Source organism: Mariniluteicoccus endophyticus (assembly GCF_054780035.1).
Genome location: NZ_BAAGXC010000022.1, coordinates 58,138 through 80,905 on the forward strand (window position 1 = coordinate 58,138; position 22,768 = coordinate 80,905).

Below are 22,768 nucleotides of genomic sequence, written 5' to 3' on the forward strand. Positions count from 1 at the left end.
CGTCTTCTTTCTCAGCGTGGTTTCTCGGCGTGATCGGGGCGGGAACGGGCGACCGGACGGTCAGCCAGCAGGGTTCAGGAGGCTCGGCACCGCGCCCAGCAGGGTGCGTGTGTAGTCGTCCTGCGGGTCGGTGAACAGCTGTTCTGCGGGGCCGACCTCGACGATTCGGCCGAAATACATGACGGCCATCCGGTCGGACACGTAGCGCACGGTGTTGATGTCATGGCTGATGAAGACCATCGACAGGTCGAGCGACGACTTGAGGTCGGTGAGCAGGTTCAGCACCTGCGCGCGCACGGACACGTCGAGCGCGGAGGTCGGCTCGTCGGCGACGAGCAGGTCGGGGTCGAGCGCCAGGGCACGGGCGATGGCGACGCGCTGGCGCTGGCCACCCGAGATCTGCCGCGGCAGCACATCCAGCGCCGACTTCGGCAGGCCGACCATCTCCAGCAGCTCGTGGACGCGCTTCTCGCGCTCGGCGGGGGTACCGATGCCGTGGACCTTCAGCGGATCGAGCAGGACGTCGCGGACGACCATGCGCGGGTTCAGGGCCGTCGCCGGATCCTGGAACACGACCGAGACCGCGCGCCCGAGCTCCTTGCGGCTGCGCCCGTCATGGCCGAGCGGGCGCCCACGGAAGCGCACCGTCCCGGACGTGGGCCGCTGCAGGCCGACCATCACGCGGGCAAGCGTCGACTTGCCACAGCCCGACTCACCGACGATGCCGAGTGTCTCCCCGGGCGCCACCGAGATGCTGGCGTCGTTGACCGCGTGGACCTTCTGCGCACGCAGGAGCGTCCCGCCGCGGCCGTGGTGGACGACGTGCACGTGGTCGAGCTCGACGATCGGCTGGTCGTTGCCCGGACGGGCTTCCGAGGACTTCATCGCAGGCTCCCCTGATGGTCGAGGTGGGTGGCATACCGGTGGTCGTCGGCGCCGGCGACCGGCACTATCACCGCCCGCTGGTCGCGGCCGACCTCGGGATGGCTGGAGCGGGGCGAGAACCGGTCGCCGGGCACGAAGTCGCGTGGCGACGGCACCACGCCGGGCACCTGGTGGAGGCGGTCCGAGCCGGCCTCGATCGACAGGACGGACCCGAGCAGGCCGCGGGTGTATTCGTGGCGCGGGTCGCCGAGCAGGTCCGGCGTACGCCCGGACTCCACGACCTGGCCGGCGTACATGACGGTGATGCGGTGGGCGAGCTGGGCGACCAGGGCGAGGTCGTGGGAGACGAACACCATCGCGAAGCCCAGCTGCTGCTGCAGGTCGCGCAGGAGGTCGACGACCTGCTTCTGCACGGTGACGTCGAGCGCCGTGGTGGGCTCGTCGGCGATGACCAGGCGCGAGTCGCGGGTCAGGGCCATGGCGATGAGGACGCGCTGGCGCTGGCCGCCGGACAGCTCGTGCGGGTAGGACTTCAGCGTGCGGTCTGGCTCGAGCCCGACGAGCTCGAGCAGCTCCTCGGCCCCGCGCGTCCCCCCGCGGCTGGTGAGCTGGGCGAGCTGGGAGCGGATGAGCATCGACGGGTTCAGCGAGCTGAGGGCGTCCTGGTAGACCATCGACATCTGGTGGCCGCGCAGCGCGTTGTGCTCCTTCGGCGACAGCTGCAGCAGGTCGCTGCCGGCGAACAGGATCTCACCGCGCAGGCGGGCCGTGGGCGGCAGCAGGCCCATGACGGCCATCGATGTGATCGACTTGCCGCAGCCCGACTCGCCGACTAGCCCCATCGTCTCGCCGGGGCGGACGGTGAACGACACGTCGTCGACGATGTCGACGTCGCCGTGGGCCTCGGGGAAGGCGATGGACAGGTTCTTGACCTCCAGCACCGGCGCGGCGGACTCGTCGGCCAGCACGAGCCGGTCGTCGCGGCGTGCCTCCACGGTGCGCAGCTCGGCGAGCCTTTCATCGAGCGAGACCTTGGGCTGCGGGCCGGGCACGACGGCCTCCACGGCGGTCGTCGCCTCGAGCGCGTCGTCGAGCCTGACCCGCGTACGCAGCCGCGGGCTGACCATGGCGTCGGTCATTCCCTCCGACAGCACGTTGAGGCTGAGCACCGTGACCAGGATCATCAGGCCGGGAAAGAACGTCGGCCACCAGTAGCCCGACAGCAGCAGCGACTTGCCGTCGGCCAGGATGTTGCCCCACGACGGGTTGGGCGGCTTCACGCCGGCGTTGATGAACGACAGCGAGGCCTCGAACACGATCGCATCCGCCACCAGCACGGTGGCGAACACCAGGATCGGGGCGACGCAGTTGCGGGCCACGTGCTTGGCGAGGATCCACGAGGTACGCGCGCCCATGACGCGGCTGGCGGCGACGTAGTCCTCGCCGAACTGGGACAGCACGTTGGCGCGCACCACGCGGGTCAGCTGGGGGACGTACAGGAACCCGATGGCGCCGACGAGCACGGGCAGCGAGCTGCCCCACACCGCCACGAAGACCGCCGCCAGGGCGATGCCGGGGAACGACATGACGATGTCGAGCGCACGCAGCAGGACCTCGGAGACCCACTTGTTGGAAGTCGCGGCGATCGAGCCGAGGACGAGTGCGACGGCCAGCGCAAACGCGGTGGCCAGCAGGCCGATGGTCAGCGAGGCGCGGGCGCCGTAGGCGACGCGGGAGAAGATGTCGCGCCCGATGGCGTCGGAGCCGAACCAGTGGTCGGCGCTGGGTGGCTGGACCGGCGTACCGCTGGCCAGCGGGTCGTACGGGGCGACCAGCGGGGCGGCGAGCGCCATGAGCCCGACCAGGGCGAGGACGCCCAGAGCGATCTTCGAGCCGAGGGGAAGCGCAGCGAGCCGCAGGCCGGGCTCGGACAGGCGTTCAGTGAGTCGACGGCGCATCACACGCTCCTGATCCTCGGGTTGACAAGCACATACAGCATGTCGACCACGATGTTGACGACGATGAAGGCGATCGCCACGGTGAGGGTGACGCCCTGGACGAGGAACACGTCGTTGCGGGTCACGCCGTCGAGGATGAGCTGGCCCATCGCCTGGATGTTGAAGATGATCTCGATGATGACCGCGCCGCCCATCAGGTAGCCGACGCGGAGCCCGAGGACGGTGATCGGCGTGATGAGGGCGTTGCGCAGCACGTTGCGGCCGACCACCACATGCTTGGGGATGCCTCCGCCGATGGCGGTGCGGACGTAGTCGCGGTCAAGCTCCTCGACCATCGACGTACGCACCACGCGAGTGAGCGAGCCGGCGACCGGCACGGCGAGGGCGAAGGCAGGCAGGAACAGGTTGTTGGCCCACACCGCCGGGTTCTCGGAGAAGGGCACCCAGGTGGCCACCAGTGCCGGGAACTGGCCCAGGCCGCCCGGGATGTCGCCGAGCGCCTGGATGAGCAGGATGGCCAGCCAGAACGAAGGGGTCGCCAACGAGGCGATCGACAGCACGCGGATCAGCTGGTCGGGCCACCGGTCACGGTATAGGGCCGCGACGACGCCGAGCACGAGCGCGATCACCACGGCCAGGAACAACCCGACGAACGTGAGCTGCAGGGTGATCGGGAAGGCCTGTCCCACCATCTCGGTGACCGGTACGTTGCCGCTGGACGTGCCCAGGTCGCCCCGCACCAGGTTCCCCAGGAACGTCGCGTAGCGGGTGAGCAGGGGCAGGTCGAGCCCGTGCTCGGTGCGGTACTGGGCCAGCGCCTCCGGCGACGCGGACTCCCCGAGTGCCAGCCGCGCGGGGTCGGCCGGGGAGAACGACATCACGAAGAACACGAGGAACGTGACGCCGAGGACCATCACGGGAAGCGCGATCAACCGGCGTCCCAGCAGTCGGATCAGTGTGGACACAGGGGCTCCTGGGTGTGGCCGCCGGGCCGCGGCGCAGCGCGGCCCGGCGGGAGGATCACTTGGTAGAGGCGACGTCGATGAACGACAGGCCCGTCAGCGAGATGGGCTTGAACCCGACCAGCGCCTTGTCGTCCCACGCCGTCGGCGACTTGCGGTGGAACAGCGGGTAGAGCGGCACCTCGTCCGAGACCAGGTCGAAGATGTCCTGCCACAGCGTCTTCTGCGCGTCACCGGTGGCCCGGGAGGCCTGGTCGAGGAGCTCCTGGACCTTCACGTAGGACGGCTGGCCCTTCCAGTGCATGCGCTGGTCGGTCCAGGTGTCACCCGCGTACCACCAGCGCAGCAGCAGGTCGGGGTCGTTGCCGAACACCGAGGGGTCGCCGGGGGCGATGACGATGTCGTACGCCTCGGGCTTGCCGTCGATGGTGTTGTAGACGTCGGCGGACTTCTTCTCGGTGAACTCGACCTGCAGGCCGGCCGCCTCCAGAGACTCCTTGATGATCGGCGTGGCCTTCTTCACCCAGCCGTGGTCGGTGCACAGCAGGCGGACCTTCGTCAGCCTGGTCTCACCGAACAGCTGCTTGGCCTTCGCCTGGTCGAACGCGTAGACGTTCTTGGCACGCTTGTAGGCCGGATGCTCCTGGTGGACGAAGGAGGTCGCGGCCACGGCGTTGCCGAGGAACGCCGTCTTGATGACCTTCTCCATGTCGATCGCATACAGCACGCCCTGGCGGTTGCGTACGTCGTTGAAAGGAGCCGCGCCACAGTTGAACATGGCGAACAGGAGGCTGAACCCGGTGACCGACTCCACCTTGTTGCGGCCCTTGATCGCGTCGATCGACAGGTAGGGCACCGAGTCGATGGCCTGTACCGAGCCGGACGTGAGCGCGTTGGTTCGGGTCGACTCGTCGGCGAGGATCTTCCACTCCATCTTGGCGGCCCGGGCCTTTCGGGGGCCTGTGTAGCCGTCGAAGCGCTCGAACTTGATGCTCTTCGAGGCGGCACCGCCGTCGGTGAGCTTCCAGGGGCCGGTGCCGACGGGCTTGGCGTCGAAGCCCTTCGCATCGGCCGTGACGGCCGCCTTCGGGACAATCTTGACCACGGCGAGGCGCTCGGGGACCAGGGAGAAGGGGTAGCTCAGCTTGAACTCGACGGTCTTGTCGTCAACCTTGACCACCTTGTCCAGGAACGGGATGAACGACGCGTACAGCGACTTGTTGGCCTTGTCGAGCACGCGCTCGAAGCTGAAGACCACGTCGTCGGCGGTCACCTTCGAGCCGTCGTGGAAGGTGGCGCCGTCGCGGAGAGTGGCGCGCCACGTCGTGTCGTCGACCTTCTGGGGCAGTGCGGAGGCCAGCGCCGGGTAGGTCTCACGGTCACCGGTCGGCATGATCTCCGTCAGGCCCTCCATGACATGCCAGTTCACCGCGACCGTGAGGGCGGCCGTGGTCGTCATCGGGTCATATCCGTTGGTGCCGAGCTCGTAGGAGATGCCAGCGGTGATCGTGCCCTGGTCGTTGGCTGCGCCGCCCTGGGTGGCGGGCCCGCCGCTGGTTCGCTTGTTGGGGTTGTCACCCCCGCCACAGGCCGACAGCGGCCCCACGATGGCGGCCGCGGCCGCGATGATTCCGGTTGCCCGGAGGAAGTCTCGTCGGCTACCGGCGAGCGGGACCCCGTTCGTCATTGAATTCTCCCCTTCGCTGATTTTAGATCAGACGTCTGATGTCTGATGAACAGATGCTAGCATAGGCACGACAGAAGGAGGGAGTAATGACCACCAATCGTCGCGAGTCCACCGCTCGTCTCACCGAGGTACGCCTCCGCGAGCTGATGCTCGACAAGGGCCTGCGCCCCGGCGACCCGCTGCCCACCGAGAGCGAGCTCTGCGATCGGCTCGGCGTCAGCCGCTCCAGCCTGCGTGAGGCCATGCGTACACTCACCGCCCTCGACATCGTCGACGTGCGCCACGGCCACGGCACCTTCGTCGGCCAGATGTCCCTCGAGCCCTTCGTGCAGGCGCTGGTCTTCCGCGGGTCGTTGTCGCACCGCGGCGGCCGCGACGTGCTCCGCGAGGTCGTCGAGTTCCGCGAGACGCTCGATACGGGGCTCGCTGGCAGCGTGTGCGCCGCCATGGCCGGCAGCGAGCACCCGCGCCTGGACGAGCTGGTCGACGAGATGGTCGCCCTGAGCACCCGGGGCAAGGACTTCACCGACGCCGACCGACTGTTCCACCAACTGCTGCTCGAAGAGGTGCCCAACCAGCTCGTGGGCCAGATGGTCACCGCGCTGTGGGACATCCACACGCGGATCCTGCCGCACATGGGCGTGCCGACCCCCGACGACATCCTCGCCACGGCCCACGCCCACGGGGCGATGGTGCGAGCCGCCCAGGCCGGCGACGTGGCCGCGTACCGCTCGGCCGTCGCCGACCACTACCTGCCGCTGCGGCGGGTGCTGGACCGCCAGGACGAGGAGGACCAGGGCGAGTCGGAGGGCTCAGGCGAGCAACCCGCGCGCTGACCCCAGGATCCCCGCTCCCTGGCCGAGCGCGGCCGCGGCGATCGGCATGTCGCCGGCCACCGCCCCCACCTGGGCATCGAAGACCTCTCGCCACAGCCCACGGCTGAGCCCGACACCCCCACCGAGCACGAGCATGTGCGGATCGAGGGCGACAACCAGCCGTGCCACCTCGCCGGCCAGACCGCGGGCGGCGTACGCAACGACCTCGCGCGCGACCGGGTCTCCTACCTCCGTCAGGGCGAACACCGCCCGCGTGTCCGGGCAGTCCCGGTCGCTGCGGCCGGGATGGGACTGGTAGGCGCGGTGGATGCCGGGTCCGGAGAACAGGTCGTCGACCAGCCCGCCCGCCACGTGGATCCGGCCGATCTCGCCGCAGTGGCCACGCCGCCCCGACAGGGGGCGGCCGTCGACCACGTAGGCACCCCCCACACCGGTGCCGACCGCGACCATCAGTGCCGTGGGCAGCCCCTGGGCCACGCCCGCCCAGGCCTCGCCTGCGGCATGGGCGTCCACGTCGTTGATGACCAGGACCTCACCGAGGTCGTAGCCGCGGGTGCGCAGTCGCTCGTACACACCGTCGGCGATGCGCGTCCCCGTCCACCCGGGCATGGTCGCGGTGGCGTCGACCACCACACCCCTCGCCGGGTCGATCACCCCGGCGCTGCCGATCCCGACGTCCCACCGGGCGGCGGGGTCCGCGGCGGCACAGGCCTCGACGACGTCGGCGACCGCATCCAGCACCGCAGCCGGCCCGGCCGCCGCCCGCGTCGGGCGGGTGTGGACCTCGCCGAGCTCGCCGCCGGCGGCGACGGTGGCACCGCTGCACTTCGTTCCGCCGAGGTCGATCCCGATCACCCTGGAACGCCCGATCACCCTGGAATGCATGCGCCCTGCCCCTTCGGTCTAGGATGAGCCCATCCTAGACATCAGACGTCTGTTCTCAAAGGAAGTCATGGAGATCATCACACGAGCCGACGCGGAATCCGTCGGCGCGTACGCCGCCTCGATCATCGCCGACGTCGTCACGCGGGCCGACGGTCGTGCCACCCTGGGCCTGGCGACCGGCTCCTCGCCCCTGCCCACGTACGCCGCCCTCGCCGCCCTCGTCCGCGCCGGCGACCTCGACCTCGCGCGGTGCCAGGCGTTCGCGCTCGACGAGTACGTGGGGCTGCCCGCCGGCCACCCGCAGTCCTACAGGGAGGTGATCCGGCGTACCGTGGTCGAACCACTCGGCATGGACCCCGACCTGGTCCACGTGCCCGACGGTGCGGCGGCCAACCCCGCTGCGGCCGCAGCGGCATACGACCGCACGATCGCCGAGGCGGGCGGCATCGACGTGCAGATCCTCGGCATCGGGTCGAACGGCCACATCGCGTTCAACGAGCCCACGTCATCGATGACATCGCGCACGCGGGTCAAGACGCTGACCGCCCGCACGCGCCGCGACAACGCCCGCTACTTCGACTCGCCCGACGACGTTCCGGTCCACTGCATCACCCAGGGACTCGGCACCATCGGCGAGTCGCGTCGCGCCCTGCTCGTCGCCACCGGGGCCAACAAGGCCACCGCAGTCGCGGCGATGATCGAGGGTCCGCTCAGCGCCATGTGCCCAGCCTCGGTCCTCCAGCTCCACCCGCACGCGACGGTCGTCATCGACGACGAGGCGGCGGGCCAGCTGGCCGGCATCGAGCACTACCGCGACATCCAGCTGCGGCGACCCGAGTGGCAGCCCCGATGAGGTTCGTCGTGGCGGACGCCGTCGTCGACGGCGCCCTGGCGGGGCCGCACGAGGTCGAGGTCGAGGGTGACCGGTTGGTCGCGCTGCGCCCCACCACTGCCGCACCGACCGTCGCCGGGGTCGCGGTCCCCGGTTTCGTCGACACCCACGTCCACGGTGGGGGCCGCGGCGACTACGCGAGCGCCGACCCCGACCAGATCCGTCGTGCCCGCGACTTCCACCTGGCCCACGGCACGACCACCACGTTCGCCAGTCTCGTCACCGCCGACGCGAACAGGCTCGCCGAGCAGATGGCGGTGCTGGCACGTTTCGTCGCCGACGGCGACATCGCAGGCATCCACCTGGAGGGCCCGTGCCTCGCCCACGCCCGCCGCGGCGCCCACGAGGCCGGGCTGCTGGCCGACCCCGACCCCGCGCTGGTCGACCAGCTCGTCGCGGCGGGTCCCCCGGCGATGGTCACCCTGGCCCCCGAGCTCCCCGGCGGCATCGCCGCGACCGAACGGTTCACCGCCGCTGGTACGGCGGTGGCGCTGGGCCACTGCGAGGCCGACGCCGCCACCGCGCGTGCGGCGATCGAGGCAGGCGTACGCGTCGTGACCCACCTGTTCAACGCGATGCCTGCGATCCATCACCGCGAGCCCGGTCCGGTGCCGGTGGTGCTCACCGACCCGCGCGTGACCGTCGAGCTGATCTGCGACGGCCACCATGTCAGCCCCGAGGTGGTAGCCCTGGCGGTGGCCACGGCCGGGCCGAGCCGCGTTGCGCTGGTCACCGACGCCATCGCGGCCACGGGCGTGCCGGACGGGCCGACGATGCTCGGGAACCTCGCGGTGACCGTCACCGACGGTGTGGCCCGCCTCGACGACGGTGGGAACCTCGCCGGGTCGACGCTCACCATGGATCGGGCGTTCGCCTTCTGCGTACGCGAGCTCGGACTCGGGCTCGCCGACGCCGCGACCATGGCCGCGACCACGCCCGCACGGCTGCACGGGCTCGACGACGTCGGCGAGCTCGCCACGGGACGCCGGGCCGACCTCAACCTCGTCTCCGCCGACGGAGACCTGCTCGCGGTGATGTCCCGCGGCCGGTGGGTCGGCGACCGCCGCCCCTGACGGGACGGCCCGCGCGGCTCAGATGTCGAGGAAGCGTACGTCCTTCGCATTGCGCTGGATGAAGCTGCGTCGCTGCTCGACGTCTTCACCCATGAGGATCGAGAACATCTCGTCGGCGCGCGCGGCGTCGTCGAGCGTCACCTGCAGCAGCACGCGGCCCTCGGGGTCCATCGTGGTCTCCCACAGGTCGTCGTGGTTCATCTCGCCCAGACCCTTGTAGCGCTGGATCGGGTTGACGTTCGGCAGCTTCTTGCCGGCCGCCAGGCCCTTGTCGCGCAGCGCGTCGCGCTCGGCGTCGGTGTAGGCCAGCTCGTGGGGCGCGTTGGTCCAGCGCAGGCGGAACAGTGGCGGCTGGGCCAGATAGACGTAGCCACCGTCGATCAGCGGCTTCATGAAACGGAACAGCAGCGTGAGCAGCAGCGTACGGATGTGGGCGCCGTCGACGTCGGCGTCGGCCATCAGCACGATCTTGTGGTAGCGCAGCTTGTCGATGTCGAACTCGTCGTGGACGCCCGTGCCGAACGCGTTGATGATCGCCTCGACCTCCTGGTTCTGGAGGATCTTGTCGATGCGTGCCTTCTCGACGTTGAGGATCTTGCCGCGGATCGGGAGGATCGCCTGCGTACGCGGGTCGCGGCCCTGCGATGCCGAGCCGCCGGCCGAGTCGCCCTCGACGATGAAGACCTCGCACTCCTCCGGGTTGGTCGAGGAGCAGTCCTTCAGCTTGCCGGGCAGGCCGCCGCCGAACAGCAGGCCCTTGCGGTTGCGGGCCATGTCGCGGGCCTTGCGAGCCGCGATGCGCGCCGACGCGGCCGCCTGGGCCTTGCGGACGATGTCCTTGCCCTCGGCCGGGTTCTGCTCGAACCAGTCGGACAGCTTGTCGTTGACGGCCTTCTGAACGAACGAGCGGGCCTCGGTGTTGCCGAGCTTCGTCTTGGTCTGGCCTTCGAACTGGGGCTCGCCGAGCTTGACCGAGATGATCGCGGTCAGACCCTCGCGGATGTCCTCACCCTTCACGCGGTCCTCGGGCTTGCGGACGAGCGCCCACGTCTCGCCCCATTTGTTGACCGTGTTGGTCAGTGCGGCGCGGAAGCCCTCCTCGTGCGTACCGCCCTCATGGGTGTTGATCGTGTTGGCGAACGTGTGGACCGACTCGTTGTAGGACGTCGTCCACTGCATCGCGATCTCGGCGGACAGGCCGGCGTCGTCGTCCTCGGCCTCGACGTCGATGACGGTCGAGTGGATGACGTCCTTGCCCTTCACCAGGTAGTTCACATAGTCGACGAGACCCAGATCGTATTTGTAGGTCGCCGTGTGCTGGTTGCCGTCCTCGTCGACGTGGTCGGGGCGTTCGTCGGTGACGGTGATCTTGAGGCCCTTGTTGAGGAAGGCCATCTCGCGGAAGCGCGTCGACAGCGTCTCGTAGGAGAAGTCGACCGTCTCGAAGATCTCGGGGCTCGGGTGGAACGTGATGCGCGTTCCCGTCTGGTCGGTCTCCTCACCCTTCTCGAGCTCGCCGGTGGGGACGCCGAGAACGAAGTCCTGTTTCCAGACGTGGCCGTCACGACGCACCTCGACACTCAGCTTGTCGGACAGCGCGTTCACGACCGAGGCGCCGACACCGTGCAGGCCGCCGGAGACCTTGTAGCCGCCGTCGCCGAACTTGCCGCCGGCGTGGAGCTCGGTGAGCACCAGCGTGACCGTCGGGATGCCCTTCGCCGGATGCATCTTCACCGGGATGCCGCGGCCGTTGTCGGTGACCTGGATCGCGCCCGACTCGAGGATGCGTACGTCGATGTCGTCGCAGTAGCCGGCCAACGACTCGTCCACCGCGTTGTCGACGATCTCCCACACCAGGTGGTGGAGGCCGCGCTCGCCGGTGGAGCCGATGTACATGCCCGGGCGCTTGCGGACCGCGTCGAGGCCCTCGAGCACGGTGATGGCGGACGCGTCGTAGACGCCGGCGTCGACCAGATGCTTCTTGTGGGCCTCGGCCTTCTCCTCGACCACCTCGGACGCCTCGGGCGAGATGCCGGGGTCGACGATCTCGGGGTCCATCTCAGGCGTGGGGTTCTGGGGAGTTTCGGTCACAGGGAGTTCCTCTCGTGTCAGCGACACGATCCTAGTCGGTCACACCGACAAAGGCCGGATCTTCCGGGGCCGGGCACTCAGCCGTAGGTGTCACGCGGGCCGCGGCCGCGTACCGATCGCCGCCCGTGCTTCCACGACGGCGCATCCGGGCCCTTCACGACGACCTTTGTCACCGACCCGTCGCCGAGTTCGGAGTTCAGCAGCGCCACCAGCTGGGGCGCGAACAGCCGCAGCTGGGTCGCCCAGGTCGTCGACTCGGCCCGCACCGTCAGCACGCCGTCGTCGAACGCCTCGGGGTGGGAGTGATCGGCGTTGACGGGCCCGACGAGCCGCGGCCAGTTGCCGAGCAGCATGTGGACGTTGACCTGCGCCGACCAGCCCCGTTCCGACATCAGGCGCTCGAACGCCGCGCCCAGCAGTTGTGGGTCGCGGTCGTCGGGACGCGCGCCTGAGCGATGCTCGCCGGTGGGTCGCTGGCGGCGGGGCTTCTTGCGGCGTACGCCCTTCGACTGGGCGCCGATCGACGCCGCGACCTGGCGGGCGAGGTCGAGGCCGGTCAGGTCGTGGGACTCGGCGGCGGCCGCCAGTTCGGAGGCTCGGTCGGCCGGATCGCCTTCGGGGCCCTCGTCGAATCGGTCGTACGCCTCGTCGGCCTCCGGGTCGATCGGCTCGTCGTCGAGCGGGCGGTCAGTCATGGGGCTCCTCGTCCTCAGCCTCGCTCGAAGAGCGGTCCGCGTCCGACCCGCTCCCCCCGTCCCGTTCTTCGTCGGCTGTCCTGAGCACCGGGACGGTCGGCAGATCGGCCGGCGGTTCCTCTCCGTCGGGGCCGACCCAGCCACGCACGACGCGGAACCTGGTGCCCTGCAGCATCTCGGGAACGTCAGCCCCCACGGCGGCGGTCACGAGCACCTGCTCACCCTCGACGACGCTGGCGGCAAGCCGCTCGCGGCGGGTGGTGTCGAGCTCGGCGAACACGTCGTCGAGCACCAGCACGGGCTCGATCCCGTCGGCGCGCAGCAGGTGGAACGAGCCGAGCTTCAGCGCCAGCGCGTACGACCACGACTCGCCGTGGGACGCGTACCCCTTGGCCGGGAGGTCACCCAGGAAGAGCGTCACGTCGTCGCGGTGGGGGCCGACGAGCGAGACACCGCGCTGCAGCTCGTCGCCGCGGCGCTCCAGCATGCGCGCCCGCAGCGCCTCGGCCAGCCCCTCGCGGGTCCAGGTGTCCCCGATCTCGAGCTGGGTCCTGTAGTCGGCGGTGGCGACGTTGTTCGTCGGCGCGATGTCCGCGTACGCCTGCGACGCCAGCGGCATCAGGTCGCGGAGCGTGTCGAGCCTGGCCTCGAGCAGCTCTGCGCCGACGACGGACATGTGCTCGTCCCACACGTCGAGCGTCGCTGAAGCGTACGGGTCGTCGGGGCGGACGCGGGATCCCTTGCCCGCCAACGACTTCAGCAGGGTGTTGCGCTGCTTGAGGACCTTGTCGTAATCGCTCTTGACCCCGGCCATGCGCGGCCAGCGGTTGATGACCAGCGCGTCGAGAAAGTGGCGCCGCTCGGCCGGGTCGCCCTTGACGATGGCGAGGTCCTCGGGCGAGAAGACGACGGTTCGCAGGATGCCGAGCACGTCTCGGGCGCGCGGCAGCGGTGAGCGGTTCAGGCGGGCCCGGTTCGCCTTGCCGGGCGTGATCTCGACCTCGAGGACGAGGCGGCGGTCGTCGTCGCGTCCCGCGCGTACGCCCGCCCGCACCAGCGCGCGCTCGGCCCCCGCCCGCACCAGCGGCACCTCCGACGCCACGCGGTGGGAACCCAGCGTCGACAGGTATTCGACCGCCTCGACCAGGTTGGTCTTGCCCTGCCCGTTGGCGCCGATGAAGATCGTGACCCCGTCGGTCAGCGGGACCTCCGCGAGCTCATAGCTGCGGTAGTCGGCGAGGGAGAGGTGGTCGACATACATGGCGGCACCAGCCTAGTGGTCGCGATCGCGTGAGTCTGTGCCGTGAGTACGCGGCAATCGCTCACACGGTTCGGCACGAGGGTCGCCCGCAGGGGGCCGATCGGCCCGCCCAGCCCCGCGTACGCAGCACCCGGCCGACCTGCCCCGCCGCCTGGCACGGGCGCGACACGGTGTCGGACCATCCGTAGCGCAGCGTGACCAGCCCCGACTCCGCGTGGCGGTTGTCGCGGCGCGCGTCCCGGAACTCGCCGCGGCCGGCGTGGCCCAGCAGGCCGTCGAGCTCGGCTCCAGCACGAGGTCGACCCGGCCGGCGGTCGTCACGACCTGACGCCGGCCGGCGGGAAGCCGGTGCGCGGCCAGGACGTCGCGGGCGAAGCGCAGCTGGAGCGGACACTCGGCGCCGGCGACGACCTCGGCGAACATGTCGGCGATCAGCGCCCCGGTGGGGCTGGCACGTACGCTGGGCCAGCGCGCGACGCAGCGCCTCCGGCCGGGTCCCGCCCCGGGAGGCGAGCGCCAGCGACCGCACGATCCCGTCGGGATCGGCGCGTGCGCACAGGTCGAGCGCGGTGTCGGCCCGGTCGGTGCCACCCGGACGGCCCACGGGCGTACGCCCGAGCTGGTCCCTATGGAACCGAACGCGGCCGAACGCCGACAGCTGGCGGCCGCCGGGCACCCAAACGTCGACGGTGCACGGGGCGTACGCAGCGGCCTCGAACCCCAGGGCGCCGTGCTCACCGGCCCGCAGGACGCCGGCCCACGCGTACGCCTCGAACGAGGGCTCGCCGGGCCGCGTGAGGTACAGGCCCGAGCCGAGGCGCTGCCAGCCCTCCGCAGCAGACGGGCCAGCGAGTGACGGCGTGAGCCCGTCGGCCAGGCACTGCTCCTGCGACAGGACTCCCGCCTGGAAGTCGGCTCGCCGCAGCAGCTCGTCGCTGGTCCGGTGACGCGCGTACATGGGCGCGATGCCGTGACGGATTGCCGCGACTGTGCGGCAATCCGTCACACGTTGACGTCCCCTACGCCTGACCGGTCTTGGCCAGGCCGCCCGACGACTCCTTCGGCACGGGGGCCGGGGTCGGACCGGCGGGCTCCGACGGGGCCGGCGACGCGGGCTGCGACGGCGTGGCGGTCGCCGGCGGCGGCGTCACCGCGGCCGCGCGCGGCCAGGCGACGACGACCGACGGACGCGGGACCGACGTGCCACCGTCGGGCCAGTGGGAGCGCTGCGACTCGAACGTCGCACCGTCGACCTCGCCCGGGTGCTGGATCGCGGCGGCGACGCGCTCGGAGTCGACCCACGGGCCGCAGCACTCGGCGCCGGTCGGCACCGACAGGAACTGCTTGAGCAGACCGCGCTGGGGGCCCTCGGCCACGGCAGCGAACATGCCGTCGTGGGCGCCGAGCTGGGAGCCGTCGGTCGAGATCCACAGGTTGCCGTGCTCGTCGAACGTGACGTTGTCGGGGCAGGAGATCGGCGAGACCTGCGACTTGTCGAAGCCGCCGAAGTAGGTGGCTGAGTCGTTGGGGTCGCCCGCGACGAGGAACAGGTTCCACGAGAACGTCTCGGCCGCGGCGTCGTTGTTGGTCTCGATGAGCTCGAGCACGTGTCCGTGCTTGTTGAGGTTGCGCGGGTTGGCCTCGTCAGCTCCAGCCTTGCCGGTCTTGCCGCGGTCGGAGTTGTTGGTGAGGGCGATGTAGACCTTGCCGGTCGTCGGCGACGGCTGGGCGTCCTCGGGGCGGTCCATCTTCGTGGCGCCCACCTTGTCGGCGGCCTGGCGCGTGAACAGGTAGACCTCGGCGGCGGTCATGCCCTCGACGTAGGACGTGTTGCCCGAGGCGAGCTTGATCCACTGGCCGGTGCCGTCGAACTTTCCGTCGGCGGGCAGGGCTCCGGAGCCGTCCATCGGGCCCGAGTTGCCCGAGAACTTCGCCACGTAGAGCGTGCCGTTGTCGAGCAGGTCGGAGTTGGCGCGTACACGGGCGCGACGCGTGCCGTTGGTCTGCATCTTCTCGGCCGAGACGAACTTGTAGAAGTAGTCGAACTTCTCGTCGTCACCCATGTAGGCGGCCACGCGGCCGTCGGCGGCCACGGAGATGTTCGCGGCCTCGTGCTTGAAGCGGCCCAGCGCGGTGCGCTTCTTCGGCGTCGAGTGGGGGTCGAAGGGATCGATCTCGACGATCCAGCCGAAGCGGTTGGCCTCGTTGGGCTCCTGGGCGAGGTCGAAGCGGCGGTCGAAGCGCTCCCACTTGCGCTCGGAGGCGACCGACGTGATTCCGTAGCGCTTCAGGCGGGCGGCCGTGGTGGCATCGGTGACCTTGTCGGCGTTGCCGAAGTACTGGTTGAAGTTCTCCTCGGCGGTCAACCAGGTGCCCCAGGGCGTGAGACCTCCGGAGCAGTTGTTGAGCGTGCCGTAGACGCGGCGACCCGAGGCGTCGGCCGCGGTGCGCACCAGCGGATGGCCGGCGACCGGGCCGGTCAGCTCGAACTCGCTGAGGGTGTGGAAGCGGCGGTTCAGCGGGTGGTCGATGATGGGCTCGACGTTGCCCGTGCCGGGGACCTTGCGTACGCCGACGACCGACAGGCCGTGGGCGGCCCAGCCGATCTCCACCTGCTCGCGGGTGGGGTTCTCCGGGTCGTAGCCCGGGAACATGATGTATTCGTCGGTGTATTCGTGGTTGGCGACCATGAGCAGGACGTTCGGGTCGTCGGTCGGCAGGAAGCCGAGGTAGTCGTTGTTGTAGCCCCACTGGCGCTGCTGGGACGCGGCTGTCTGGTTCATCGGGTCGAACTGCGGCGTACGCGGGAAGATCGGGTCGCCCCAGCGGATCACGACGTCCTGGTCGAAGCCCTCGGGGACGACGACCGTGTCGGCGGTCGACGGCGCGATGGCGTTCCAACCCATGCCCTGCGGGCTGCCGACGAACGGGATCGCCGCGGCCTCGGGGGCCTTCACGAAGGCCGTCGCGCCCGCACCGGCAGCCGCGACGCCGCCGACGACCACGGTGGCCTGGAGAAGCGAGCGGCGGGAGATCGCACCGGTGATCACGTCTCCGAGGTATTCGTTGTCGGTCTCGTTGGGGACCGGCTGGCTGCACTGGTCGGCGCAGCGCATCTGGCACGTGAGCTGCTGGCGGCCGATGGCCGGCGTGAGCAGCGTCAGCAGGTTGCGACGGTTCTCCATGAGGGATCCTTCTCGACGGGGGACGGACAGTTGCCTATGAGAACCTAAGGGCCACCGGGACTGTTCTCTGGTCGCTGAGGTGAACAGAGGACCAACTCTTTGCCTGCTTGGGTTTACGACACAGGGGCCTCGCGGAAATCGCTTCGCGGGGCCCCTGCGTGGGGGTGGTGGATCGGTGGTTCGCCGTGCGGCGATCAGACCTTGCCGGACTGGTCGCCGTCGGCCGGCGCGGCGGGCTTCTCACCGGGCATCGACTCGATGCCACGCACCGCGTGGCCACCGAACTGGTTGCGCATCGCGGCGATCATCTTCATCGCCGGCGAGTCCTCCTGACGCGACACGAAGCGCGCGAACAGCGCATCGGTGATCGTCGGCACCGGCACCGCCAGGTCGAGAGCCGCCTCGACGGTCCAACGGCCCTCGCCGGAGTCCTCCGCGTATCCCTTGAGCTGGTCGAGGTGCTCGTCCTCGTTGAGCGCGTTGACGGCAAGGTCGAGCAGCCACGACTTGATGACCGACCCCTCGCGCCACGAGTTGAACGTCTCACGCACCGAGGTGACGTGGCCGGCGGCCTCGAGGAGCTCCCAGCCCTCGGCATACGCCTGCATGATCGCGTACTCGATGCCGTTGTGGACCATCTTCGCGAAGTGGCCCGCACCGTGGCCACCCGCGTGGACGAAGCCGAAGTCACCGGCGGGCTTGAGCGAGTCGAAGATCGGCTGCACGTGGGCGACGACCTCGGGCTTGCCGCCCACCATCAGGGCGTACCCGTTCTTGATGCCCCACACGCCGCCGGATACGCCGCAGTCGAGGTAGTCGATGCCCGAGGCGGCCAGGCGCTCGGCGCGCGGCCCGTCGTGGGTCCACTTGGAGTTGCCGCCGTCGATGATGACGTCACCCTCCCCGAGCAGCCCCGCGAGCTCGGCGATGACCCCGTCGACGAACTTGTCCGGGACCATCACCCACACCACCTTCGGGGAGTCGTGCAGCGCGTCGACCATCGCCTGCAGGCTCTCGACCTCGGAGACCTCCGGGTTGGTGTCGAAACCGATGATGTCGTGACCGGCCGCCTCCAGCCGCGCCAGCATGTTGCCGCCCATCTTGCCCAGTCCAACAAGGCCCATCTGCATGGTGGTGCTCCCTCGGTGTCGCGTACGCGTCGTTGTGCCCAGAACCCTAGTGGCAGGTCGTCGGAACCGGACTGGCGCCCCGCGCGACCAAGTACGCGGGTGGGGCTCGCCGGGGGACGAGCCCCACTCCTCTTTTCCCGAGGGAGCGGGCGACCCCGGCAAGGGGGGAATCTTCCAAGGGCCGCGGGGTGTCGGGTGGCCGACGATCCCCCTAGTTTCGACGGAGTACACACCCCCCGGCAGGAGCCCCCCATGCTGAAGCGCCTCTCGTCCCTGTCCCGCGCGACCCGCGCGTTCCTCGCCCTCGCCCTCGTCGCCGTCACCTGCGGCATCGGCACCCCCTTCGCCCTCGCCGCGGCCGCGCCGAAGTTCGAGGCGCCGTTCGCGTGCGGCTACAAGCAGGGTGGCGGCACGAGTTCGGGCGCCCACAAGACGCCCTGGGAGATCGACTTCTGGACTCCCGTCGGCGTCCCGATCCACGCCTCGGCGGCCGGCACCGTACGCATCGCCTCGTTCCAGAGAACCGGCGGCTACGGCAAGCTCGTCGTCATCGAGCACTCCGGCGGTTGGCGCACCTACTACGCCCACCTCGACGCCATCAACGTGAAGGTGAACCAGAAGGTCACCCAGGGCCAGCGCATTGGCAAGTCGGGCGCGACGACGGCCAAGTACGCCAACATGGGCCCCCACCTGCACTTCGAGGTGCGCGCCAACCGCAGCTGGCCCGGCGGCATCCGTCCCGCGGTCTTCCACGGCAAGAAGTTCCCCTACCCGAGCGGCTACATCACGTCGCAGAACTGCCCGAAGAAGGCGACGCCGACGAGGCCCAAGGCGACTGCCAAGGCAACGCCGAAGACCACGGCCAGGGCAACGCCGAAGACCAGGACGACCGCCACCCCGAAGGCCACCGCCACAGCAGCGACGAAGGCTGCGACGCCCAAAAAGAAGACCACGGCGACCGCGACCCCGAAGACCTCGCCCGACGCGAAGTCGTCAACCACGAACCCGACCACGACCGCCACCCCAGCCACGCCGAGGGCCACCGCCATCCCGACCACGGCCACCCCGACCACGGCCACCCCGACCACGGCGACGCAGACCGCGGAGCCCACGGTCGAGCCCACCGAGACCCAGCGTCCGGCCGCGGAGCCGGAGGCCGACGACCTTCCTGACCTGTCAGACACCAACCCGCAGATCGAGGAGCCGAACCAGCCGAAGGAGCCGGTCGCCGACGCCTCTCCGCGCGACGCCGACCCCGTCGTCGACCAGGAGACGGGCTTGACCCAGTCGGGCAACAAGGTCCCACCGGCCGACACGGCCCCGGCGTCGGAGGTTCAGCCCGCCCGTGACGAGCAGGGTGGCTACGGCGGCAAGGACTCCAAGGGCGGCCTCGCCAAGACCGGCTGCTGACCCACCGACCCGTGGCGGCCCGGGCCGCACGCGGCCCAGGTTCACACGGCGGCGCGGAAGAAGTACGAGCGGCGGCGCTTGATGAGCCCGTCGCGGTAGTGGAAGAAGTCGGCGAACGACTCGTGGGCCTGCGTACCGTCGCGCAGTACGCCGTCGAAGTCGCCGTGGATGGCGACCGTGTCACCCTCGACGACGACGTCACGCAGGGTGTGCCGGCCTTCGGCGATCACCCGCGTACCGCCGTAGAAGGCCTCCATCGCGGCGCGACCCTCGATGGGGTCGTATCCGGGGCGCTCGTAGACGCAGTCGTCGGTGAACAGGTCGTGCATCGCCGGGAAGTCCTGGGCGTCCACGAGCTCGTAGTAGCGGCGGGCCAGTGCGTGGAGATCCATGCCCGGAGTCTGTCAGGAATCCCCGGCTCGGTGAAGTGGTGAGACAGATCGCAAACCACTCGCCGGAATCTGAGTGTCCGGCGACAAATGTCCTGCGATTCGTCTCGGTCGCGTCGTCTCGGTCGCGTCGTCTCAGTCGCAGTCGTCGCAGATGCCGGTGGCGGGCATCTCGAGGTGGCAGGTGGGGCACACGGATGCCTTGCGCGGCGGTGGCAGGTCGCGCGTCGATTTCGTGGGCGTGCCGGTGTTCTTGACCTTGCGGGCGCGGGGCTTCGCCGGCTCGTCGCTCACGACGGGGATCTTCGCGCCGTACGCGCGGTAGCACTCCAGACGGGCGGCGGTAGCCAGCTCCTCGTTGGCGTGGCCGATGGGACGGCCGGCGCCGTCGGTCACCAGCGACGTCAGCTGGGGTACGCCCTGCTCGCGGGCGCGGGCTTCGACGAGGCCGAGGACGGGGGCGATCCAGGACGAGGTCGGCTCGGAGGTGTGGATCTGGGAGCGACGCTGGACCTCGGAGCCGAGGTCGTCGGTGGTGAGGGTGCGGCGGTAGCGCCCGGCCACCGCTTCCAGCACGTCCCACGCGTACAGGGACCACTCCGCGATGGCCTCCTTGACGGTGACTTCCGATCGGTCAGTGTCGCGCCAGAAAGAAGACATGTGCGGGACCTCCTCAGGTCAGCCCCAGTCTTCCACCGACAGCGCCACGGCCAGAAATCGACCATTGGTCTAGCGCGGGGACCGCGTACGCCCACCGCCACAGTGTCGGCCATGGGCGTCCGGGATGAGGGCCGGGTCGCGATGAAGGTCTCTTGGACCGATTGAGGACAATGGGGTCATGAACTGGATCCTTCGTCTCCTCGCCACCGCCGCGGCCACCGCTGTGGCCGTCTGGCTGGTCCCGGGAATCACGGTCACCGCCCCCGACACCACCGGGAAGGTCGTGACGCTGATCGTCGTCGCCGCGATCTTCGGCCTGGTCAACTCAGTCGTGAAGCCGATCTTCGCCACCCTCACCGGGTGTCTGATCATTCTGTCGCTCGGGCTGTTCCTGCTGGTCATCAACGCGCTGATGCTGATGCTCACCTCGTGGCTCGCCCAGAACATCGGCTTCGGCTTCGACGTGGCCGGGTTCTGGCCCGCGCTGCTCGGATCGATCGTCATCAGCCTCGTCTCGGGTCTGCTGTCGGCATTCCTGCCCGAGAAGGACAAGCGCCGCGCGTGAGGGAGTCCTGGGCTCGGGCCATGGACATCGACGTTCTCGTGGTCGGCTCGGCGAACCTCGACCTGGTGACCCACCTCGACCGGCGTCCCGGCCCGGGCGAGACCGTGCTGGGCGGTGACCTGACGCGGCTGCCCGGTGGCAAGGGCGCGAACCAGGCGTGGGCCGCGGGCCGCGCGGGGGCGCGTACGGCGTTGCTGGCCTGCATGGGATCCGACGAGGCCGCCGAGACGCTGCTGGCCTCGCTGACGGGCGCGGGCGTGGACACCACGGGCGTACACCGGGTCGACGCCCCGACCGGGACCGCGCTCATCATGGTCACGCCCGACGGCGAGAACTCGATCGTCGTGTGCCCGGGCGCGAACGCCCACCTCACGCCCGAGGTCGTCGCGAACGCTGCGGAGGTCCCGGCCGCGCGGGTCGTCGTGTCCCAGCTCGAGGTCCCGCCCGAGACGACGGTCGCGCTCGCGCGCCGCGTACGCGAGGCCGGCGTACGCCTGGTGCTGAACGCCGCACCGTCGGCACCGCTGCCCGACGACGTGCTCGCCGCGTGCGACCCGCTGGTGGTCAACGAGACCGAGGCGGCCGACCTGGCCGGCACCACCGGCTCACCCGCCGCGCTGGCCGCCGCGCTGCTCGACCGCGGCCCGCGCTCGATCGTGATCACCCTCGGTGACCGCGGCTCGCTGGTGGCCGACGGCACGACCATGCAGGAAGTCCCCGCTCAGAGCGTGCAGGTGGTCGACACCACCGGCGCCGGGGACTCGTTCGTTGGCGCGCTCGCCGCCGCCCTCGCGGAAGGACAGTCGTTGGCCGAGGCCGCACGCCGGGGCACGGAGGCGGCGGCACGCGTGGTGGGTCAGGACGGCGCTCAGCCCGTCTAGCAGGATGTCAGCGTGGTGGCCGCCAGCAGATGGTTCATCCAAGTCCCCAGATGCGGCAAGGCCGACGACACTTCCCTCCTGTGGCTGTTCCAGTCACATCCGCCGTTCCTAGCATCGAACTCGAATGGCCCACGGGCATCAGCCGATCAGCAGCAGCTCCTCGCCCAGGAGCACCAGCGCACCGGCCGGAGTGACGAGCGAGTCGATCCAGTCGCCGTCGCGCACGACCGACGTGGGATGGCGGGCGTCGACGACGTCGTAGCGCTGCGCGTCGAAGGGCTGCCCGCTCGCGAGGGCGACGAACGGGTTGGCCTCGGTGACGACGACCGCGCCGAGCGGGTGTGCCGCCCACCGGCGCAGGGCTGTGCCCCGCGTCCAGACGCGTTCGCCGACCGCCCACACGGCGGTGCGGTTGCCCGCGGGTGCGGCCCACCACATGCCCGGTCGCAGGGTGCCGAGCCAGCCCTGGTCGGGGACGCCGACGGGCCGGCCGACACCACGCGTCAGGTCGACGACGAAGATCTCCTCGTCCCCCGCGGTCACCCAGACGGCGTCGTCGCTGCCGCTGGCGATGCGGCAGTCGTGTCGTGCGGTGCGGATCTCGCCCTCCATCGGCGGCCCGCCCTCACGGCGCACCACGAACCGGCACGCCGTCACGTCGACCACGTGGCGTCCCGTCGAGATGCTCGTGGCGGGCAGGTCGGTCGCCAGCTCGGTCCCGTCGGCACCGGAGACCAGCGACACCGGACCCTCACCGGTCAGCAGGTCGCGCGCCGGCTCGAGCACGGTCGGCGCATCGGTCCAGCGATAGCCCGCCCGCATCGCCACGGGCCGCGACCACAGCTCGGCCCCGGTTCGGGTGTCGAGCGCCACCGTCCGCGGGCCGTCGAGCGCGACGAACACGCGGCCCGCGTCGGGGTCGACGCCGGCGGTCCGGCTGCCTGCGGGGAACGTACGCGTCCACGCCCAGCGACCGTCGTCGTCCAGCAGCCGCAACCGCACCGCGCTCCCAGGCGCGGTGACGTCGGCGACGAGCAGCCCGCCGGGCACCGCGTGGGCCTCGACCAGCTGGCCGGCCTCCCCCACCTCGCGCCGCGACCCGCCGGCCAGCGAGACCTGCGTCAGCGCGGGACCGGTCGCGAGCAGGGCCTGCCTGGCGCCGGCGCCGACGATGGTGCTGGCGTGGCCCGCGTACGGCACGGCCCAGACGAGCCCCCGGTCGGCGGCCGCGCGCCCCCACGCGACCAGGCCGGCGACGAGCGCCAGCGCGATCGCGCACGCGACCAGCACCGTACGCGGTCGCCCGTTGTCCCTCACCGGGCG

General features: G+C 70.4%; 19 protein-coding genes and 1 pseudogene. 6 read left to right on the forward strand and 14 right to left on the reverse strand.

Going from position 1 to position 22,768, the window contains the following annotated elements:
* Nucleotides 1-60: 60 nt before the first annotated feature.
* From ACYVGD_RS11565 to ACYVGD_RS11580, 4 genes are read right to left on the reverse strand one after another with little or no spacing between them, the layout of a single operon-like run.
* Nucleotides 61-885 carry an ATP-binding cassette domain-containing protein gene (locus ACYVGD_RS11565; protein WP_460743796.1) on the reverse strand — a complete coding sequence of 275 codons (825 nt, stop codon included), beginning with the start codon at nt 883-885 and terminating at the stop codon, nt 61-63.
* On the reverse strand, nt 882-2,843 hold the full coding sequence (locus tag ACYVGD_RS11570) for a dipeptide/oligopeptide/nickel ABC transporter permease/ATP-binding protein (RefSeq protein ID WP_460743797.1): 1,962 nt from the start codon (nt 2,841-2,843) through the stop codon (nt 882-884). Before ACYVGD_RS11570 ends, ACYVGD_RS11565 begins: the two co-directional genes overlap by 4 nt.
* A complete protein-coding gene (locus ACYVGD_RS11575; protein ID WP_460743798.1) occupies nt 2,843-3,808 on the reverse strand; it encodes an ABC transporter permease in 966 nt (321 codons plus the stop codon). Before ACYVGD_RS11575 ends, ACYVGD_RS11570 begins: the two co-directional genes overlap by 1 nt.
* 55 nt (nt 3,809-3,863) lie before the next feature.
* Entirely contained in the window at nt 3,864-5,492 is a 1,629-nt protein-coding gene (locus tag ACYVGD_RS11580) for an ABC transporter substrate-binding protein (RefSeq protein WP_460743799.1), read from the reverse strand.
* An 86-nt stretch (nt 5,493-5,578) separates the two neighbouring features.
* Here ACYVGD_RS11580 and ACYVGD_RS11585 point away from each other — a divergent pair, with 86 nt between their 5' ends.
* Nucleotides 5,579-6,328 (forward strand): FadR/GntR family transcriptional regulator, encoded by a 750-nt coding sequence (locus ACYVGD_RS11585; protein ID WP_460743800.1) that lies wholly within the window; start codon nt 5,579-5,581, stop codon nt 6,326-6,328.
* Here the strand turns inward: ACYVGD_RS11585 and ACYVGD_RS11590 are convergent.
* Entirely contained in the window at nt 6,305-7,213 is a 909-nt protein-coding gene (locus ACYVGD_RS11590) for an ROK family protein (protein WP_460743801.1), read from the reverse strand. The genes ACYVGD_RS11585 and ACYVGD_RS11590 overlap by 24 nt on opposite strands.
* Before the next feature lie 67 nt (nt 7,214-7,280).
* Here ACYVGD_RS11590 and nagB point away from each other — a divergent pair, with 67 nt between their 5' ends.
* Together nagB and ACYVGD_RS11600 are read left to right on the forward strand one after the other, a co-directional pair.
* Nucleotides 7,281-8,066, forward strand: coding sequence for a glucosamine-6-phosphate deaminase (nagB, locus tag ACYVGD_RS11595; RefSeq protein ID WP_460743802.1), 786 nt, complete (start codon nt 7,281-7,283; stop codon nt 8,064-8,066).
* Complete coding sequence (locus ACYVGD_RS11600) at nt 8,063-9,178, forward strand: N-acetylglucosamine-6-phosphate deacetylase (protein ID WP_460743803.1); 1,116 nt, start codon at nt 8,063-8,065, stop codon at nt 9,176-9,178. The genes nagB and ACYVGD_RS11600 overlap by 4 nt, the downstream gene beginning before the upstream one ends.
* An 18-nt stretch (nt 9,179-9,196) precedes the next feature.
* Here the strand turns inward: ACYVGD_RS11600 and gyrB are convergent.
* From gyrB to gnd, 6 genes and pseudogenes are all read right to left on the reverse strand, one after another.
* Nucleotides 9,197-11,140 (reverse strand): annotated as a pseudogene (gene gyrB / locus ACYVGD_RS11605) (DNA topoisomerase (ATP-hydrolyzing) subunit B); the annotation flags it as partial.
* 206 nt (nt 11,141-11,346) lie between these two features.
* The gene (locus ACYVGD_RS11610) at nt 11,347-11,964 is read right to left on the reverse strand and encodes a DciA family protein (RefSeq protein ID WP_460743804.1); all 618 of its coding nucleotides are present in this window, start codon (nt 11,962-11,964) and stop codon (nt 11,347-11,349) included.
* Nucleotides 11,957-13,225 carry a DNA replication/repair protein RecF gene (gene recF / locus ACYVGD_RS11615; protein ID WP_460743805.1) on the reverse strand — a complete coding sequence of 423 codons (1,269 nt, stop codon included), beginning with the start codon at nt 13,223-13,225 and terminating at the stop codon, nt 11,957-11,959. The genes ACYVGD_RS11610 and recF overlap by 8 nt, the downstream gene beginning before the upstream one ends.
* A 61-nt stretch (nt 13,226-13,286) precedes the next feature.
* Entirely contained in the window at nt 13,287-14,183 is an 897-nt protein-coding gene (locus ACYVGD_RS11620) for a hypothetical protein (RefSeq protein ID WP_460743806.1), read from the reverse strand.
* Nucleotides 14,184-14,244: 61 nt separating this feature from the next.
* Nucleotides 14,245-16,410, reverse strand: coding sequence for a PhoX family protein (locus tag ACYVGD_RS11625; protein WP_460743807.1), 2,166 nt, complete (start codon nt 16,408-16,410; stop codon nt 14,245-14,247).
* A gap of 194 nt (nt 16,411-16,604) precedes the next feature.
* Nucleotides 16,605-17,540 (reverse strand): phosphogluconate dehydrogenase (NAD(+)-dependent, decarboxylating), encoded by a 936-nt coding sequence (gene gnd / locus ACYVGD_RS11630; RefSeq protein WP_460743808.1) that lies wholly within the window; start codon nt 17,538-17,540, stop codon nt 16,605-16,607.
* 252 nt (nt 17,541-17,792) lie between these two features.
* On the opposite strand from gnd, the gene ACYVGD_RS11635 reads away from it, so the two are divergent.
* A complete protein-coding gene (locus ACYVGD_RS11635) occupies nt 17,793-18,950 on the forward strand; it encodes a M23 family metallopeptidase (protein WP_460743809.1) in 1,158 nt (385 codons plus the stop codon).
* A gap of 41 nt (nt 18,951-18,991) precedes the next feature.
* On the opposite strand, the gene ACYVGD_RS11640 is transcribed toward ACYVGD_RS11635, so the two are convergent.
* Nucleotides 18,992-19,342 (reverse strand): nuclear transport factor 2 family protein, encoded by a 351-nt coding sequence (locus tag ACYVGD_RS11640; RefSeq protein WP_460743810.1) that lies wholly within the window; start codon nt 19,340-19,342, stop codon nt 18,992-18,994.
* Between the two features lie 132 nt (nt 19,343-19,474).
* On the reverse strand, nt 19,475-19,999 hold the full coding sequence (locus tag ACYVGD_RS11645; protein ID WP_460743811.1) for a hypothetical protein: 525 nt from the start codon (nt 19,997-19,999) through the stop codon (nt 19,475-19,477).
* Between the two features lie 178 nt (nt 20,000-20,177).
* Between ACYVGD_RS11645 and ACYVGD_RS11650 the strand changes: the two genes are divergently transcribed.
* Both ACYVGD_RS11650 and ACYVGD_RS11655 read left to right on the forward strand, forming a co-directional pair.
* Entirely contained in the window at nt 20,178-20,564 is a 387-nt protein-coding gene (locus ACYVGD_RS11650; RefSeq protein WP_460743813.1) for a phage holin family protein, read from the forward strand.
* A gap of 20 nt (nt 20,565-20,584) precedes the next feature.
* Nucleotides 20,585-21,445: a ribokinase gene (locus tag ACYVGD_RS11655; RefSeq protein WP_460743814.1), complete on the forward strand. Its 861-nt coding sequence runs from the start codon at nt 20,585-20,587 to the stop codon at nt 21,443-21,445.
* 138 nt (nt 21,446-21,583) lie between these two features.
* On the opposite strand, the gene ACYVGD_RS11660 is transcribed toward ACYVGD_RS11655, so the two are convergent.
* Nucleotides 21,584-22,762 (reverse strand): PQQ-binding-like beta-propeller repeat protein, encoded by a 1,179-nt coding sequence (locus tag ACYVGD_RS11660; RefSeq protein WP_460743815.1) that lies wholly within the window; start codon nt 22,760-22,762, stop codon nt 21,584-21,586.
* Nucleotides 22,763-22,768: the final 6 nt, after the last annotated feature.